This is a genomic window from Alicyclobacillus fodiniaquatilis (genome assembly GCF_042678105.1).
In the GTDB taxonomy this organism is placed as follows: Bacteria; Bacillota; Bacilli; order Alicyclobacillales; family Alicyclobacillaceae; genus Alicyclobacillus; species Alicyclobacillus fodiniaquatilis.
The window spans coordinates 17,545-32,529 of sequence record NZ_JBHUCX010000095.1; the positions used below are offsets into that span (position 1 = coordinate 17,545).

Annotated in this window: 13 protein-coding genes; 3 read left to right on the forward strand and 10 right to left on the reverse strand. The window is 52.5% G+C overall.

Features of this window, described 5'->3' with window-relative positions:
* Nucleotides 1–25: 25 nt before the first annotated feature.
* The gene (locus ACFSB2_RS23200) at nucleotides 26–2,416 is read right to left on the reverse strand and encodes a glycoside hydrolase family 95 protein (RefSeq protein WP_377945485.1); all 2,391 of its coding nucleotides are present in this window, start codon (nucleotides 2,414–2,416) and stop codon (nucleotides 26–28) included.
* Between the two features lie 146 nt (nucleotides 2,417–2,562).
* Here ACFSB2_RS23200 and ACFSB2_RS23205 point away from each other — a divergent pair, with 146 nt between their 5' ends.
* Complete coding sequence (locus ACFSB2_RS23205; protein ID WP_377945486.1) at nucleotides 2,563–3,438, forward strand: AraC family transcriptional regulator; 876 nt, start codon at nucleotides 2,563–2,565, stop codon at nucleotides 3,436–3,438.
* A 348-nt stretch (nucleotides 3,439–3,786) separates the two neighbouring features.
* Nucleotides 3,787–4,422, forward strand: coding sequence for an LA_3659 family protein (locus ACFSB2_RS23210; RefSeq protein ID WP_377945487.1), 636 nt, complete (start codon nucleotides 3,787–3,789; stop codon nucleotides 4,420–4,422).
* A 27-nt stretch (nucleotides 4,423–4,449) separates the two neighbouring features.
* On the opposite strand, the gene ACFSB2_RS23215 is transcribed toward ACFSB2_RS23210, so the two are convergent.
* From ACFSB2_RS23215 to lacZ, 8 genes are all read right to left on the reverse strand, one after another.
* Nucleotides 4,450–4,656 carry a hypothetical protein gene (locus ACFSB2_RS23215; protein WP_377945488.1) on the reverse strand — a complete coding sequence of 69 codons (207 nt, stop codon included), beginning with the start codon at nucleotides 4,654–4,656 and terminating at the stop codon, nucleotides 4,450–4,452.
* Nucleotides 4,657–4,669: 13 nt separating this feature from the next.
* Entirely contained in the window at nucleotides 4,670–6,187 is a 1,518-nt protein-coding gene (arfA, locus tag ACFSB2_RS23220; RefSeq protein WP_377945553.1) for an arabinosylfuranosidase ArfA, read from the reverse strand.
* Between the two features lie 130 nt (nucleotides 6,188–6,317).
* The gene (locus ACFSB2_RS23225; protein WP_377945489.1) at nucleotides 6,318–6,983 is read right to left on the reverse strand and encodes a bifunctional 2-keto-4-hydroxyglutarate aldolase/2-keto-3-deoxy-6-phosphogluconate aldolase; all 666 of its coding nucleotides are present in this window, start codon (nucleotides 6,981–6,983) and stop codon (nucleotides 6,318–6,320) included.
* Nucleotides 6,984–6,986: 3 nt separating this feature from the next.
* Nucleotides 6,987–8,030: a 4-hydroxythreonine-4-phosphate dehydrogenase PdxA gene (gene pdxA / locus ACFSB2_RS23230; RefSeq protein WP_377945490.1), complete on the reverse strand. Its 1,044-nt coding sequence runs from the start codon at nucleotides 8,028–8,030 to the stop codon at nucleotides 6,987–6,989.
* Nucleotides 8,031–8,162: 132 nt separating this feature from the next.
* Nucleotides 8,163–8,618 (reverse strand): VOC family protein, encoded by a 456-nt coding sequence (locus ACFSB2_RS23235; protein ID WP_377945491.1) that lies wholly within the window; start codon nucleotides 8,616–8,618, stop codon nucleotides 8,163–8,165.
* Between the two features lie 113 nt (nucleotides 8,619–8,731).
* Nucleotides 8,732–8,959, reverse strand: coding sequence for a hypothetical protein (locus tag ACFSB2_RS23240; protein WP_377945492.1), 228 nt, complete (start codon nucleotides 8,957–8,959; stop codon nucleotides 8,732–8,734).
* Nucleotides 8,956–9,786 carry a sugar phosphate isomerase/epimerase family protein gene (locus ACFSB2_RS23245; protein WP_377945493.1) on the reverse strand — a complete coding sequence of 277 codons (831 nt, stop codon included), beginning with the start codon at nucleotides 9,784–9,786 and terminating at the stop codon, nucleotides 8,956–8,958. The genes ACFSB2_RS23240 and ACFSB2_RS23245 overlap by 4 nt, the downstream gene beginning before the upstream one ends.
* Before the next feature lie 100 nt (nucleotides 9,787–9,886).
* A complete protein-coding gene (gene lacZ / locus ACFSB2_RS23250) occupies nucleotides 9,887–13,006 on the reverse strand; it encodes a beta-galactosidase, LacZ type (RefSeq protein ID WP_377945494.1) in 3,120 nt (1,039 codons plus the stop codon).
* A gap of 181 nt (nucleotides 13,007–13,187) precedes the next feature.
* Between lacZ and ACFSB2_RS23255 the strand changes: the two genes are divergently transcribed.
* A complete protein-coding gene (locus ACFSB2_RS23255; protein ID WP_377945495.1) occupies nucleotides 13,188–14,024 on the forward strand; it encodes a helix-turn-helix domain-containing protein in 837 nt (278 codons plus the stop codon).
* 60 nt (nucleotides 14,025–14,084) lie between these two features.
* Here the strand turns inward: ACFSB2_RS23255 and ACFSB2_RS23260 are convergent, their stop codons facing one another.
* Complete coding sequence (locus ACFSB2_RS23260) at nucleotides 14,085–14,912, reverse strand: phytanoyl-CoA dioxygenase family protein (protein ID WP_377945496.1); 828 nt, start codon at nucleotides 14,910–14,912, stop codon at nucleotides 14,085–14,087.
* Between the last annotated feature and the right edge of the window lie 73 nt (nucleotides 14,913–14,985).

A 14,985-nucleotide genomic window follows, 5' to 3' on the forward strand; every position in this document is an offset into this window, starting at 1 on the left:
CTCATCCCCTTTGACGCTGTCGACTTCATTCGTTCAACGTGATCGCCGATTGTACGCGCTTTAAACGATAGCTTTGACCAACCTCCGTCTCGAAGGAGACCGTCCCATTCTCCAACGGATCGACAGGCGTACCGCCCGCGGCAGATTCGACCAGCATCGGGACGCCCGACTGTATAAGACAACGACCGCCAGACGCTGAACGGATCTCCGCTTCCTGCAAAACGCCGTTTTCCCATTTGATATCGACCTGGAAGCCACCTCTTGCTTTGAGGCCGCTCACGCGCCCTGTCGGCCACACTTCAGGCAGGGCTGGCAACAATTGAAGTACGCCGGTGTGCGATTGCAGCAACATTTCGGCCACGCCAGCGGTAAAACCAAAATTCCCATCGATTTGGAATGGGGGATGCGCATCAAACAAGTTGGTATAGACGCCCCCCGAGTGGTAGTTGTGTTCATCTCCAGTGACCAAGCGCAGGAGATTGGCAATCATCCGATGAGCTCTATCCCCGTCTTTAAAGCGAGCCCAAAGGCCAATCTTCCACGCTAAACTCCAGCCTGTGCCCCCATCGTCCCGCCGTTCCAGCGACTGCCGCGCCGCTGCGAAGTATGCCGGATTGTCCCCTTCTGTAATTTGATGTCCAGGATAAACGCCAAACAAGTGGGAGACATGGCGATGATGTACATCTTCGTCATCAAAGTCTTCAAACCACTCCTGCAGTTGTCCATGCTTGCCAATCTGCATGGGCAACAACTTTCCTCTTGTTTCAATCCATTGATTGCGCAAAATTTCATCACATTGCAGAACGGCTGACGCAGCTATGCAATTTGTGAACAAATCCCATATCAAGGACATATCCATGGTGGAGGCCATGCTGACCGCTGCCAGTTCACCGCTTGCCGTGCGGAACTTGTGCTCGGGAGAAGTCGAAGGCGCGGTGACCATATGCCCTTTTCCGTCTTCAATCAGCCAGTCCAAATAGAAGAAAGCGGCCGACTTCATCAATGGATACGCCTGCTCACGCAAAAATGTTGCATCTTGATTGAATGCATAGTGTTCCCAGAGATGCTGGCAGAGCCACGCCGCAGACATCGGCCACATGGTCCAGGACGCATCGCCGTGGCCATAACCGCCAACTGGCGCAGCCTGACACCATATATCGCCGTTGTGATGAGCTGTCCAACCGCGGCAGCCATAATTGACTTCCGCTGTTTTTGCGCCGTTATGCGCAAGATTTTGCATGTAGTCAAACAACGCTTCATGACACTCTGACAAATTACAGGTCTCCACATGCCAATAGTTCATTTCTGTATTGATGTTCAGCGTCCAGTTACTGCTCCAAGGCGGCTGAATTTCATGGTTCCATATTCCTTGCAAATTGGCTGGCTGTGTGCCCGGACGCGAACTGGCAATCATCAAGTACCGCCCATACTGAAACAACAGCTCAACCAAGTGCGGATCTTTCACGCCATATTCGACAATCCGTCGATCCGTCGGCATATCTTCCGGCACGTCAGACGGTCCAAGCTCAAATTCCACCCGCTTGAACAAAGTCTGATAATCTGCGACATGCGACTTGTACAGCTCCGCATGCGACTTTTGCATCGCGTTTGCCAAGTACGCACGCGCAATTGGCGATGGATCCCGATCCGGCACTGCATCAAATCCCTTAAAACTGGTTGCAGCACTAAAGAAGATAGTCACCTCCGTGCCATCCTCCACGTGCAACCCTTGCGCATCGGCGCTGACCGTGCCCGCCTGCAGACTGACACCCAATCGCCCTTCAAAGGACATGGCCTTTGTCGCGCCAAATTCACCGTATACGATAGCGTTTTCACTGTGATAGTAATTGGGATTCACGTGCTCTGGGCATATCCCGTTCATTTGCAATGCTTTACCGAGCGGCGTGATTTGATATTTGTGTTCGCTCGCCATGGTGGCCGTAAAATTTAACATACCAGGGCGACTTGCCGACAGGTGCATCACCACGACCTGATCTGGGTAAGAAGCGAATATTTCACGATGGTAAACGACCTCTCCGATGCGGTATTGAACACGAGTGGTCGCTGTCTGTAAATCCAGACTTCGCTCATAATCTGTGCCGTCCCCGTCATGGTGAAATTGGATATACAGGTCACCCAATGGCTGATAGGATTGGTTGTAAGGCCCCATCATTTGTTTGCAAAGTTGATCGGCCTTCACGTATTGCCCGGCAAAAATCAAACGCCGAACCTCTGGCAAAATGTCCTTTGCTGATGGATTGTTGTATTCCTTGGGTCCACCGGACCACAACGTGTCCTCATTCAACTGCAAATGCTCTTTTTTGACACCGCCAAACACCATCGCGCCCAACCTGCCGTTGCCAATCGGAAGCGTATCCGTCCATGTTACGGCAGGTGTTCGATAGCGTAATTTCATTTGGGAAACCTCCGATAGCGTTCAAAATATGTACTTCTGAATTATATGAATTCAGTTGCCGCATTTGAATTGCGAAATCCACCAAGTACATACTCTATTTTGCGGTATGATAAAGTGAGAAATTTTGAAGAAATGGTGAACATATGATGCCAATCCGTGAAATTGCGCTGTCAGATGTCTCTTTCCCCTTCCGCATGGTTTACCAGGATACGAAGGATCCCGCAAGTGAACTCCCAGATCACTTGCACGACAGATATGAAATTGTCTACGTGTATAACGGACTAGGGACCTTTTTTATCGACAATACGTTACTCGATATGTGTCGGGGGGATTTATTCGTCATTCCAGGGAACACAATTCACCACGCAATCCCGAACGCTGAAAATCCAGTGACCTCCACTGCCGTTTTTTTCGACGCGATGTTGTTGCAAAACCCGTTTTTTGGCGATGGGTTTTCCATCCTTCAGAACATAGAAGGCAATCGGAGCAAAAACGTCTACCAATTTCGCCTGACCAAGGCGGAGCAAGGCACTGCAGAAGCACAACTGGAATCCATCTACAAGGAGTGCTTGCAGCCGCAAACAGGGTATCAGCAAATCATCGCCCTTACATTACAGTTGATGTTGATACGCTTCATGCGGGCGGATCGCCAAAAATCGCAGGAGACCTCCATTGCGCTCACCAGCCCCGCTTGGTTTAAGGACGTCCTGCAACATATTGAAAACCATTTGCAGCACACCATCACTTTAGGAGAACTCGCCAATGTGGCCATGATCAGCCAATCCCATCTCAGCCGGGCATTCAAACGGTTCGTCGGCTTGAATCTCGTCGACTACATCACGACCAAGCGCATGATCTTGGCGAAAGAATTGCTCATCAACACCGACGCAAAGGTGGCCACCGTATGCGAAAACTGTGGTTTTGAAAGCTTGCCGCACTTTCATCGGACCTTTAAGAAATACACTGGCGTCACCCCAGCGACATACCGAAAACTGAACGGGATGAGCTTGGGACGGTGGTAGAGTTGCGAAACGCGCCTTTGATGGCGGAAAATAGAGTTGTAGACTGACCCTCTTCGAGGTTGTCAGCCCTACGTTTCGTTTTTGCACCTTAGGGGCTTCATCCATCCCTCCACCGGGATACACACGCATCGAAACAGCCATCTCAGCCGCCTGTAAGCTACTGTGATAACTGAAATCAGAATACACTGTATTTCCGTAGACATATTTTATGGTTGTATAGTTGCCGTCTCCACCTATTTGCTCACCAATACACCATATTTAACAACCACTGGCAGCTAAAAAGAGTCCCCCGCCCTACCTCATCATGATATACTGTAATTGGCAAACATAGACGGGGGAGGTCTTTTGGTGGACGTTGAATTGAAAGCCTTTTTGGAAAACATTCAAAGTGAATTAAAGCAAGGGTTTCTAAAAGTTGACCAACGGTTCGAACAGGTTGACCAACGACTCGATGGCGTTGACAAGCGCTTCGATCAGGTTGACCAACGGCTCAATGACGTTGACAAGCGCTTCGACCAGGTTGACCAACGGCTCGATGGCGTTGACAAGCGCTTCGACCAGGTTGACCAACGGCTCAATGACGTTGACAAGCGCTTCGACCAGGTTGACCAACGACTCGATGGCGTTGACAAGCATCTTAGCCAGGTTGACCAACGACTCGATGGCGTCGACAAGCGCTTCGACCAGGTTGACCAACGGCTCGATGGCGTCGACAAGCGCTTCGACCAGATTGACCAACGACTCGATGGCGTCGACAAGCATCTTAGCCAGATTGACCAACGGCTCGATGGCGTCGACAAGCATCTTAGCCAGATTGACCAACGACTCGATGGCGTCGAGAAAAAACTTGATGCAACTTACCAACACGTTGGCAAGCTGAGTGAAAATATGACGGACGTCAAAAGATCAGTCGAATACATCCAGCACAAGACCATGGAACACGACAAAGACATCTACTTTCTCAACAAAATGGCAAATTCCTAAATCACAGCACTACATTCGGCGCTATTTTCACGGTGCTGGGCCATCAACTGTATCGTCGTCCAAAATCATCTGAACTGATTCAGTCACTGTGGTATCCGTGCCGCCGAGGTTCCCAAACGCCTGGTTCACTTTTCGCTCATCGCTCACATTGCATTGGACATTGGTGCCGACAAAAATGCCAGACGCATTCGAGAGATTCCCCACTTCTAAAAACTTGTAAGAAATTGATGTCATGCTCAATCACCTCTTACTGTATAGGTATGCCTTGACTTGGACGCATATCTACCAAACGAATCACATTCCACGACAATTTGGGCAATGACGTTGTCACAATGCCGCCACTGATGGTTGTGTTGTGACTTTTCTGTGGTACAACGTGCTGTGGATTGGTTGCCGTATTTGTCGCTTTTGCATCTTCATGCGTCAAGACAAGATGTTCGATCACGTCATAGCCTTCGAAATTCCGCAGGTCACATGTAAGTGATAGCGCATCTGATTCATCCCGATTGACCGCAAAAATGGTCAACGCCCGCTCCGCCTCATTCCAAACAACTGTCGTCTCCAGCATGGGAACATCCGTAAAATCCTTTGTGTCGTACTTGGGGCTTGACACCAGCGGATTTAGCACGACGCCTCGGCCATAAACGGATGCATGCAGATATGGGTAATAAATGGTCTGCCGCCATGCATCACCGCCATTCACGGTCATAATCGGCGCTATGACGTTCACCAATTGTGCAAGACAGGCCATTTTGACGCGATGCGCATATTTCAGCAAAGTGATCAACAAACACCCAACCACGAGTGCGTCCTCAAGTGTATAGACATCTTCAAGTTGTGGCGGCGCAATGGACCATGGTTCAATCTGCTCGTCTGCCTGGTTGGAATGGAACCACACATTCCACTCGTCAAATGACAGATACATCGTTTTTTTGCTGCGTTTTTTCGCTTTCACATAGTCACAGACCGCGATGACGGAGCGGATAAATTCGTCCATATCCATAGATTGAGCTAGATAATTTGACGTATCTCCATCCCGGTTGCCGTAGTAAGAGTGAAGGGAAATATACTGGACGTGATCGTAGGTGTGATCCAACACGGTGGCTTCCCAATCAGGGAAAGTGGGCATATGTCGATTGGAACTGCCACAGGCCACGAGCTCAATGCTGGAATCCACCCATTTCATCGCTTTCGCCGCTTCACAGGCCATCCGCCCATATTCTATTGCCGCCTTGTGGCCAATCTGCCAAGGGCCGTCCATTTCATTGCCCAAACACCACGTTTTGATGCTGTGCGGCTTTTGATAGCCATGCGCAATGCGCAAATCACTGTACGCCGATCCCGCCGGATGATTGCAGTACTCCACCAGATTGCGCGCTGCATCGACGCCGCGGGTGCCGAGATTGACGGCCATCATCACGTCCGCATTGGCGGCTTTCGCCCAGTCGACAAACTCGTTGGTTCCGAATAGATTGGTCTCCACGGTGCGCCAAGCGAGCTCCAGACGCCGCTTGCGCTCGTCCCGCGGTCCAACGCCGTCTTCCCAATTGTAACCGGATACAAAATTCCCGCCCGGATAGCGCACAATCGGCACTTTCAACGCCCGCACGAGTTCTAATACATCCGTGCGAAATCCATTGTGATCGGCAGTCGGATGATCCGGCTCATAAATGCCGCCATAAACGGCCCGGCCCAAGTGTTCGATGAACGAACCATACAGGCGATCATCGACGGTTCCAATCTGAAAGTCCTTTTCGATCACCATTTTCGCTTGTTTGTTGTCAGCCACTGGACATGACCTTTCACAAGTAGAAAGTGAAAAACCTTGGAAAACGACAAATGGCGGGCATCTCCATTGCCCGCCATTTGGATGCAAGCGCGTCACGCACATCAATCTATGCCATTTTCGCCTGTTTGTATGCAGCGACATATGCTGCCGCCTTCTTTTGCACGAGACTGTAGTCTCCGGTTTTGACAGCTTCGTTTGTCAAATCGGATCCGATGCCAACCGCAATGGCGCCAGCCTTGACCCAAGCCGCCAGGTTGTCCAAGCTGACACCGCCGGTCGGCATGATGTTTGCCTGTGGCACTGGCCCTTTGAGCGCTTTGATGATGGCTGGCTCGTACAAATTGCCAGGGAATAGCTTGACGATGTCTACGCCTAGTTCCAGCGCCTCCAGCATTTCCTTCACCGTCATGACACCTGGCATCACGGGTACGCGATACCGATTGCACAAGGCAATCGTCGCTGGATTGAGCGAAGGGCCGACGACAAATTCGGCGCCGCTCAATATCGCTTGGCGCGCCGTCTCGGGATCTAGCACCGTCCCTACGCCAATGATGGCATAGTTCGCAGCATCACTTGGTTGACTCGTATATTTGCGCGCGAGCGTTTCGATGGCTTGTAAGGCAAAAGGAACCGTCATGGTCACCTCGATGACCTTGATGCCCCCCGCAATCGCCTGTTCCGCCAGCGCGACGACTTCCTCCGGTGTGTCTCCGCGCAAAACGGCGACGACGCCCTCCTCGACAATTTGTTGGATCAATTGCAATTTTCGCATCTTTTATTTTCCGCCTCCTGCAATTCGTTCAGCCTGCGTGCTTGTCAATTTTACGCCTGCATTGGCATATTCGGCAGCAACCCGCGTCGCCTCAATCATGCTGATGGCACTGGCGATCCCCTGACCAGCAATATCAAAGGCTGTGCCGTGATCGACACTGGTGCGCAGAATCGGCAGACCGAGCGTCACACTGACTGTTCTTTCAAAATCCATCATCTTCGCGGCAATGTGCCCTTGGTCGTGGTAGAGCGACAACACAGCGTCAAATCGCCCTATCCGGCCCATGTGAAACACCGAATCCGCCGGGACGGGTCCGGTCACATTCAAGCCGCTGGCGACAGCTTGTTCCACAGCGGGCGCGATGGCGTCCACTTCCTCACGGCCGAACAGCCCATGTTCCCCTGCATGTGGATTGAGTCCGGCCACTGCCAAGCGCGGCGAGTCCAAGCCGAGTTGCTTTAAAGCCTCAATGGTCTTCTTGATGCCCGCAAACACGCGCTCCTGCGTGATCATCTGGCACGCTTGCGCAAGGGAGACATGGCGCGTGAGGAAGAAGATTTTCAGACTTAAAATGGAGAACATCGTCATTTCTTCCTTGGCGCCGGTCATGTCGGCAAACATCTCTGTGTGGCCAATGTATGGAACTTTTGCCGCTTGCAAGGATTCCTTGTTCACTGGCGCGGTGACAACCGCATCCACCAAACCGTCCAGCGCCAATTCGATGGATTTTTTCACATATCCGAAAGCTGCTGCACCACATTCTGCCTGAATTTGGCCGTACTGCACCTGATTTTCATCTGCCAAACCGAGGTGCAGCACATCAATGGTGCCCTGTTGATACAGCCCTTCGTCTGGTGTTGTGATGGGATGAATCTCTGCCGAAAGGCCAGCACACTGCAACGCCTTGCGAATCACACCGGTGTCGCCGATGATGAATGATCTCGATGTTCGATGCACCTGTTCATCCAGCACCGCCTTCGCGGAAATTTCCGGACCGATACCTGCAGGATCTCCCATCGTCAAAGCCAAAATAGGTCGTTTCGTCACTAGCTATCTCCTCCTTTCGGCAGGATACCCCGATTCTGAAAATAAAGCGATACCTTTCTATTTTAAACCCAGCGCCAAGCCAAAATCAGCGAACGAAAATCACCTGTGCCATTTAAGCGGCTACCATTTTCATCATTTATCATTTTCCAGTAGTTCAAGTATGACTTTCAAATCTTGCAACGTGTCCATGTACGCGTAACGCCCGCCCGTATACTCGCCTTTTTGCACCAGCGGCATCTGGTTGCGTTCCATCCGCATGATTTTCTCCTGCATCCCGTCAATGACAAAAGCAATATGATGCGGCCCCTCGCCATGCTCGTCCAAATATTCTCGCCAAGTGCTTGGATGATGATCCGGTTCAATCAATTCCAATTGCAGTGACCCCATATGAAAAAAGGCAAGCTTCGCCCGCGCTTCCGAAGGCTGACCGCGATATTCGGTTTTGGCGACATCCACGGTGTCGGTCAGTGACCATTTCGGGCATTCGACGCCAAAAAAATCAGCATACGCTTGAGATGTTTTCTCGATATCATTCACTAAAATGCCAATTTGGGCGATCACTTTCGTTCCGATGATATTTTTATCCATTCGTGTAACCTCCTATTTTGTTGCACGTATGATACAAAAATTGAAAGCCCTTCCCTATATCTCGTATTGTATAGTATAGGTAATATTTCGAACATATCCGCCGTGCCAAACCATCAGCCTGACGAATTGATGCACATCGGTCTCCATCTGCCAAGACAAGCTGGCGATTTCCAAAGTTGCATGTGGCAAATCACCGCCAAGCGCTGACCCGCTGCTGGAGAAGTCGCCCCTACACAAACGAGGTCCACATAACGAGCAGGCTGCAGCAGCAACTGCTCGTTGTGTGGACCCTTACATGTACTGACATCATCACGCTGCAAAGCGCTTTCAAGGCGTCTCACAAAGAGATGCCCAGTTCACCAGCCGTCTCCCGCACGAACTGCGCTGCTTGCTGATACGCCTGTTCCGTGTCCAGATGCTCCAAAAGAACAGGCGTATCTGCCGGCATCTTGTTCAATTCACGCAAGAACGTCCGATAATCCAGCGCCCCCGTCCCCGGGCGCGTCTCCGCCAAATGAACCGTCAGCTTGCCAGACAACAGGATGTCTTTCGCGTGACAAGATTTCAAGTACGGCCCCAACTTGGCAAAACATTCCCGAATGAACGCCGCATTTTCGTAGTACGTTCGCGGGCTGTTGATCATGTTCACGGGATCCAGATGCACGGCGAACTGCTTGCGGTCAATCGCCTGAATCAGCTTCAAGTAGGCATCCGGCGAATCTGGCCAAACCCATGGCATGGATTCGAGCGCAAAAAAGGCGTTGCGCGGCTGAACGGCATCGATGATCTCCCGGACGGTGTCGACCGTCAGATCAAACGTCTCATCCGACAAGTTGTCGGGATGCGGCCCGTCCCACTGTTCACCGCGCGATCCGGCGATATTGACGCAGCACCGCGCGCCCATTTCCTCCGCCAAATTGAGCTGCTCTTTGCAATATGCCACTGCCTTTTCCCTGATTTCCTGCACTGGACTGATTGGGTTACTCCAGGCGCCCACTTCCGCAATGAGAATATCCTTCTCCGCTGCAACTTGGCGAAACGCTTGCTTCAACGTCGGCGCATCGCTGCTCGCCACTGGACAACCGGTTGCCCGATAACCAGCTTGTTGCACCGCGCGCCCCCATAGTTCGGGATCTTTTTCGACAAAAACAGGTCCACCGAGTCTCATCATTCATCCTCCCATGGGATCAGCATGATTTACGGATATGTCCTACAGGCATTGCTGATGCCCGTCACACATGATACATGCGCGACGGGCATCGATTTTCCTACTCTATCACTTGTTTGCTGAGCGCCGTTTGTGACGCGACATCGGCGGAAAACGGCCGCAGGCGCACGGAGAACGCGAACGGTTCGGTCCGCAATTCGTGTTGCGGTAGGACACCTGGGCCGCAACTGGCCGATCCAATGCCGGTTTGCGCATGGTCGAGGTGCAAAATCAGCTGACCCGTGTCTGCCAATTCATAGGTGTGCGAAGCCGCTTCCAACTGTTCTGCCGTGAACCGATGGATGCTGAAGTTGAGCGTCGGCGCACCGACAGCGAGCAGGCCTACACCTCGCCTGTCAGCGGCGCTCATCCACCTGACGTCTGTCCGATTGCCGTTCTCCTGCGGGAACGTATACGGTGTGTACAAATCATCGACCACCGCGCCATACAGGCCCATCCGCGCAGCCTGCTTGGTATCGGCGTAGGACTCGCCTGGGCCGCGACCATACCAGCTGACATGGTCGAGCACCTGCGGCAGGCGAAGCGTCAAACCGACCCGCGGCAACGTCTTCGGCCCACCTTCTGTCGGCTTGCCCTCCACTGCGACGAAGACGTCGCCGTTGCCATAAACGGTGTACTCGTAACGACAGTGCATCCCCCAACTTTTCACCGGCGGCGCAATGCGCGCCAACACCGTCACGCGAATGGCCTTGCCGCCCTCAATCGCAGCCCACTCAAATTGGTCGATCCGCTGCTGTAAGCGATGCAAGCCGTACGCCTTCCACTCTTCCGCTGCCTTTCCCATCCATCCGCCGCGATCATTGTCCGTCGTCGCGCGCCAAAAATCGAGTTGCGGCCCGCTGTCCAAAAGCGATACCCCTGCATGGACAAACGACGTGATGCCCCCATTCACCCTGTCAAACCGCACTTCCAGATTGGGTCCCTCTATCACCAGATCCGCACCGTCGACGCGGCCGTTCAATACTGGCAAATCCGCCGTTGACACGACGATTTTTTGCTGATTCGCGCAGAGGAAAAACTGTGCGAATGCAATTTCGTGACCGCGTTTGGCCCATTTCGTATCGTGCGCCAAGGTGAAGTCGATGTTCAACCAGTACTCGCCATCCTGTTGTGCAGTCGGATGGACAAACGGCACGTCCACCGTGGCCGACGTCTGCGCCGGGATCTCCGGCAAAGGCAAGACGCCCTGCTGCACGATGACTCCATCCGCCAACAGCGACCAGGAACACGCGATGTGGGAGAGCGAAATGAAGTCGTAGCGATTTGTGATGTCCACCGTGCCTTTGGCCAAATCAACCGCATCCACCTTGATGGGTTCAATCACTTTTTTGTACTCAATCAACCCAGGCGAAGGCACCCGATCCGCCGACACCAACCCGTCGATGACAAAATTCCCATCGTGTGGCTGCTCGCCAAAATCGCCGCCGTACGCGAAATACGACTCCCCTGTTGCCGTCTGCTGACGAATGCCGTGATCACACCACTCCCAGACACAGCCGCCTTGCAGGCGCCGATGGCTGTAGATGGCTTCCCAATACTCTGTCAAGCCGCCGGGGCCGTTCCCCATGGCGTGCGCGTACTCACAGAGGATGTGCGGTTTCGTCAATTCTGTGCGCTCACCCAGTTGGATCAGTTCCTCGACAGACGTGTACATCGTGCTGAACACATCGGCGGCTTTGGCCTCTCTATCACCTTCGTAATGGATGAGACGCGTCGTGTCATTGGCGCGAATCCAGGCGGCCATCGCTTCGTGGTTGCGGCCAAAGAACGATTCGTTGCCAAGCGACCACATGATGATGCTCGCGTGGTTTTTGTCCCGCTCGACCGTGCGCACAACCCTGTCCACGTACGCCGCTTCCCACGCTTCGTTGTCACTTAGCCAATTCGGATGCTCCGTATTGCCAAAGCCATGGCACTCCAAATCTGTCTCGTCGATGACATACAGCCCGTATTCATCGCACAAATCGAGAAAACGTGGATCATTCGGATAATGCGATGTCCGGACCGTGTTGATGTTGTGTTGCTTCATCAGCAACACATCCTGCTGCATCGCCTCCAACGGCACCGCCTTGCCGAAGTCTGGATGGTGGTCGTGGCGGTTGACCCCCTTCATTTTGATGGCCGATCCGTTTACCAAAAAGACGCCATCCTGCAGGACGATGCTGCGGAAGCCAACCCGAACCGGCACCACTTCGAGCACGTCGCCCGCCGCGTCGTAGACAGAGACGAGCAGCCGATAAAGATATGGATCTTCAGCAGACCACTTGCGCGGGGATTCGACGCCCCACTGCACGTCCATGACGGTCTCTGCGCCCGCTGCAATGTCAAACGTCTGCACATGGCGTTCGCCATCGAGTGGCTTGTCCGTGGCATCCAACAGTTCGAATGTCACTTTCCCCCCATTCGTCGCCGTCAAGGCGTGATTTCGCAAGGTCGTTTTCACCGACAGCGTCGCATCTTGGTATGCTTCGTCAAACTGCGTGGTGACGAACAGATCCGCCACGTTCAATGGCGGCCGCGCCAGCAAGTACACATCGCGAAAAATCCCGCTCAACCACCACTGATCTTGATCTTCAAGATAACTGCCATCCGACCACTGCACCACGCGAACGGCAATTTGGTTGTAACCAGCGCGCAGATATTTGGAAATGTCGAACTCTGAGGCCAATCGACTGCCCTGACTGTAGCCCACTTCGTTGCCATTCACCCAGACGTGAAAGGCGCTATCCACGCCCTCGAAGCGTAAGGTGACAAACTCCGAAAGCCAACGCTCGGGGACAAAGAACGCCCGTTTGTAACATCCAGTTGGATTCTCGGTCGGAATATGGGGCGGATCGACCGGAAATGGATAATCGATGTTGGTGTAGTGGGGATGGCCGTAGCCATGCATTTGCCAACTGGATGGAACCTGCAAATCAGCCCAGTCCTGCACGTCGTAATCATCCTGAAAAAAATCCTGCGGCGCTTTTTCTGGCGAAGCGTGATATGAAAACTTCCAGACGCCATTTAAAGATGTAAAGAACGGAGAAATGCCGCGCTCGAATGACAAAGCCGTCGTTGCATCGGCAAATGGCACAAAATACGCGCGCGCATGTAATCGATTTCGCTCAAGACATGTCTGTGTTTCCCAATCGTGAACCGTTGTTTTGTCCTGTGACAAACATAACCCTCCCTAACCTCACTGTGCTGCTTTACATATTCAGTCGTAAGGGCAAGTCCCTGCATCGACGAAACGTGGACGACTTGGACATGCCGTTCACTACCATACTATTTGAAAGTCGATATGCACGATATAAAATATAATCTGTATCGCATAGGAAAAAATGAAACGAGGAATCGTTGTGGAATTTGACGATCACGGTCAACGGATGACATCTGATTGGAAAAACACACTCCCTTTGCACATTGAATCAGTGGGCATCAGATCTGGGCAGGAAACGATTTCCCGCGAACACGGATACTTCTGTTTTCACTGGCTGTCCACCGTCACGGGCTGTGGCGCTTTTTCTGTGCATGGGCAAACTTATCGACTGAATGCCAATGAGGGCATACTGATCCCTGCCAACACGCCCCACCGCTATCTGGCAAGCGGATCGCACTGGACTACGTGGTACTTGACCTTTGACGGTAGCCTTGCCACGTCGATTGTCGCCTCCTTGGCCATCCCCTTGGCCATTCCCCTGCAGTGGGACGAAGATGCGCCACTAGCGGATATTCATCAACAATTTGGCAAGCGATTTTATACGAGTTTTGACATGGTGGGGCCGAATGGTTCACTTGAGGTTTATTCGTTTCTCATCCTATTGAAACAATATGCGCGTGTGAGCGGTCAGCCCTCCTTTGCCAAATGGCATCGGAAGCTCACGCCGCTGCTGATTGCGATTGAAGAGGCGTATAGCAATCCAAATATGGGGCTGGCCTGGATGGCACAGACGTTGCAAATCAGCCCACAGCGGGTCAACAGCCTGTTCCGCAGCGTATTTGACATCAGCCCATATCAATACGTGCTGCAATTGCGGATTGTAAAATCGAAAGAGTTTCTGCTCTCGGAACCTGACCGCCCCATCCACGATATTGCCCACCGTGTCGGGTTTTATGATGCGAGTCATTTCATATCGACGTTTCGCAAGTTTGCAGGCATGACACCGGAAACCTTCAGGCGGCAACACTTTGGCTGACACAGTCGCATACTGGCTGGCATTGACTGCGCCAGCCAGTATGCTATCCACCGCGCGGCATCAGTGTGGACCGACTGCCGCGTACTCTGTGCCACAAGGACCGCCAGATGTGTTCACTTCCCGTTCGACAACACTGCCATCCGCAGCGTACAGTGGGAAATACCACTGCGAGATCTTCTTGGCCGACTCACCGGCATAATGACAGATAAATGCCCGTCGGAATCGATCTTTGCTCTCATTCGGATAGGACCCATGAATGACGTTGCCGTTGAAAAATAGAACATCTCCCGCTGCCAAAATCACGGGGACAGGTGTCAGCCCTTCTGGCACATCCACCTCATCTGTCGTAAATGACACTGCAGCATCTGCCGTGTGCGGACATTGAATCTCCTCTTTTTGCGTGTTGGGCACGACGAACAAACCGCCGTTTTCTTCATCCACATCATCCAACGGCGTCCATGCCGCGATACATGTGCCCGGTTCCACCTGCAAATAGAAGTTGTCCTGATGCAACGCCTGCCCTCTGGCGCCAGGCGGCTTGAAGTACAGCATGCTCTGAGCCGCGATGGGCTCTTCACCAAGAAGTTGCCGCAAAATGTCCATTACGCGTTGATCCAGCATATACGCCATGGCTATGTCATTGACACGATGCGGATGCATCATGCGCGGATACGCTTTCAGAATGTCACCGCTCGCCTTCGCTTCCTCGACCGGCACCGCCGTGAAACAGCCTGGAATCGAGCCTTTGGCGTGCATGCTCATAAAATTGTCCTTTAACGCTTCAACTTCCGCTGCAGAAAAGAGGTTCCGCAGAATCAAATAACCTTCCTGCTGAAACGTCTCCACATCACTTTTGCGAATCAAATGACCAAGTCGCTCTGTACTCATGAGGAATCCCCCCAAACTCTATGTTGACAACTCGTGTTACCGTAATTATAAAAACAGTCCGACAAAGAACGGA

Coding starts and splice junctions, on each gene's coding strand:
- ACFSB2_RS23200 (WP_377945485.1), bottom strand. CDS start 2,416: ATGAAATTACGCTATCGAACACCTGCCGTAACATGGACGGATACGCTT.
- ACFSB2_RS23205 (WP_377945486.1), top strand. CDS start 2,563: ATGCCAATCCGTGAAATTGCGCTGTCAGATGTCTCTTTCCCCTTCCGC.
- ACFSB2_RS23215 (WP_377945488.1), bottom strand. CDS start 4,656: ATGACATCAATTTCTTACAAGTTTTTAGAAGTGGGGAATCTCTCGAAT.
- arfA (WP_377945553.1), bottom strand. CDS start 6,187: ATGGTGATCGAAAAGGACTTTCAGATTGGAACCGTCGATGATCGCCTG.
- ACFSB2_RS23225 (WP_377945489.1), bottom strand. CDS start 6,983: ATGCGAAAATTGCAATTGATCCAACAAATTGTCGAGGAGGGCGTCGTC.
- ACFSB2_RS23235 (WP_377945491.1), bottom strand. CDS start 8,618: ATGGATAAAAATATCATCGGAACGAAAGTGATCGCCCAAATTGGCATT.
- ACFSB2_RS23245 (WP_377945493.1), bottom strand. CDS start 9,786: ATGAGACTCGGTGGACCTGTTTTTGTCGAAAAAGATCCCGAACTATGG.
- ACFSB2_RS23260 (WP_377945496.1), bottom strand. CDS start 14,912: ATGAGTACAGAGCGACTTGGTCATTTGATTCGCAAAAGTGATGTGGAG.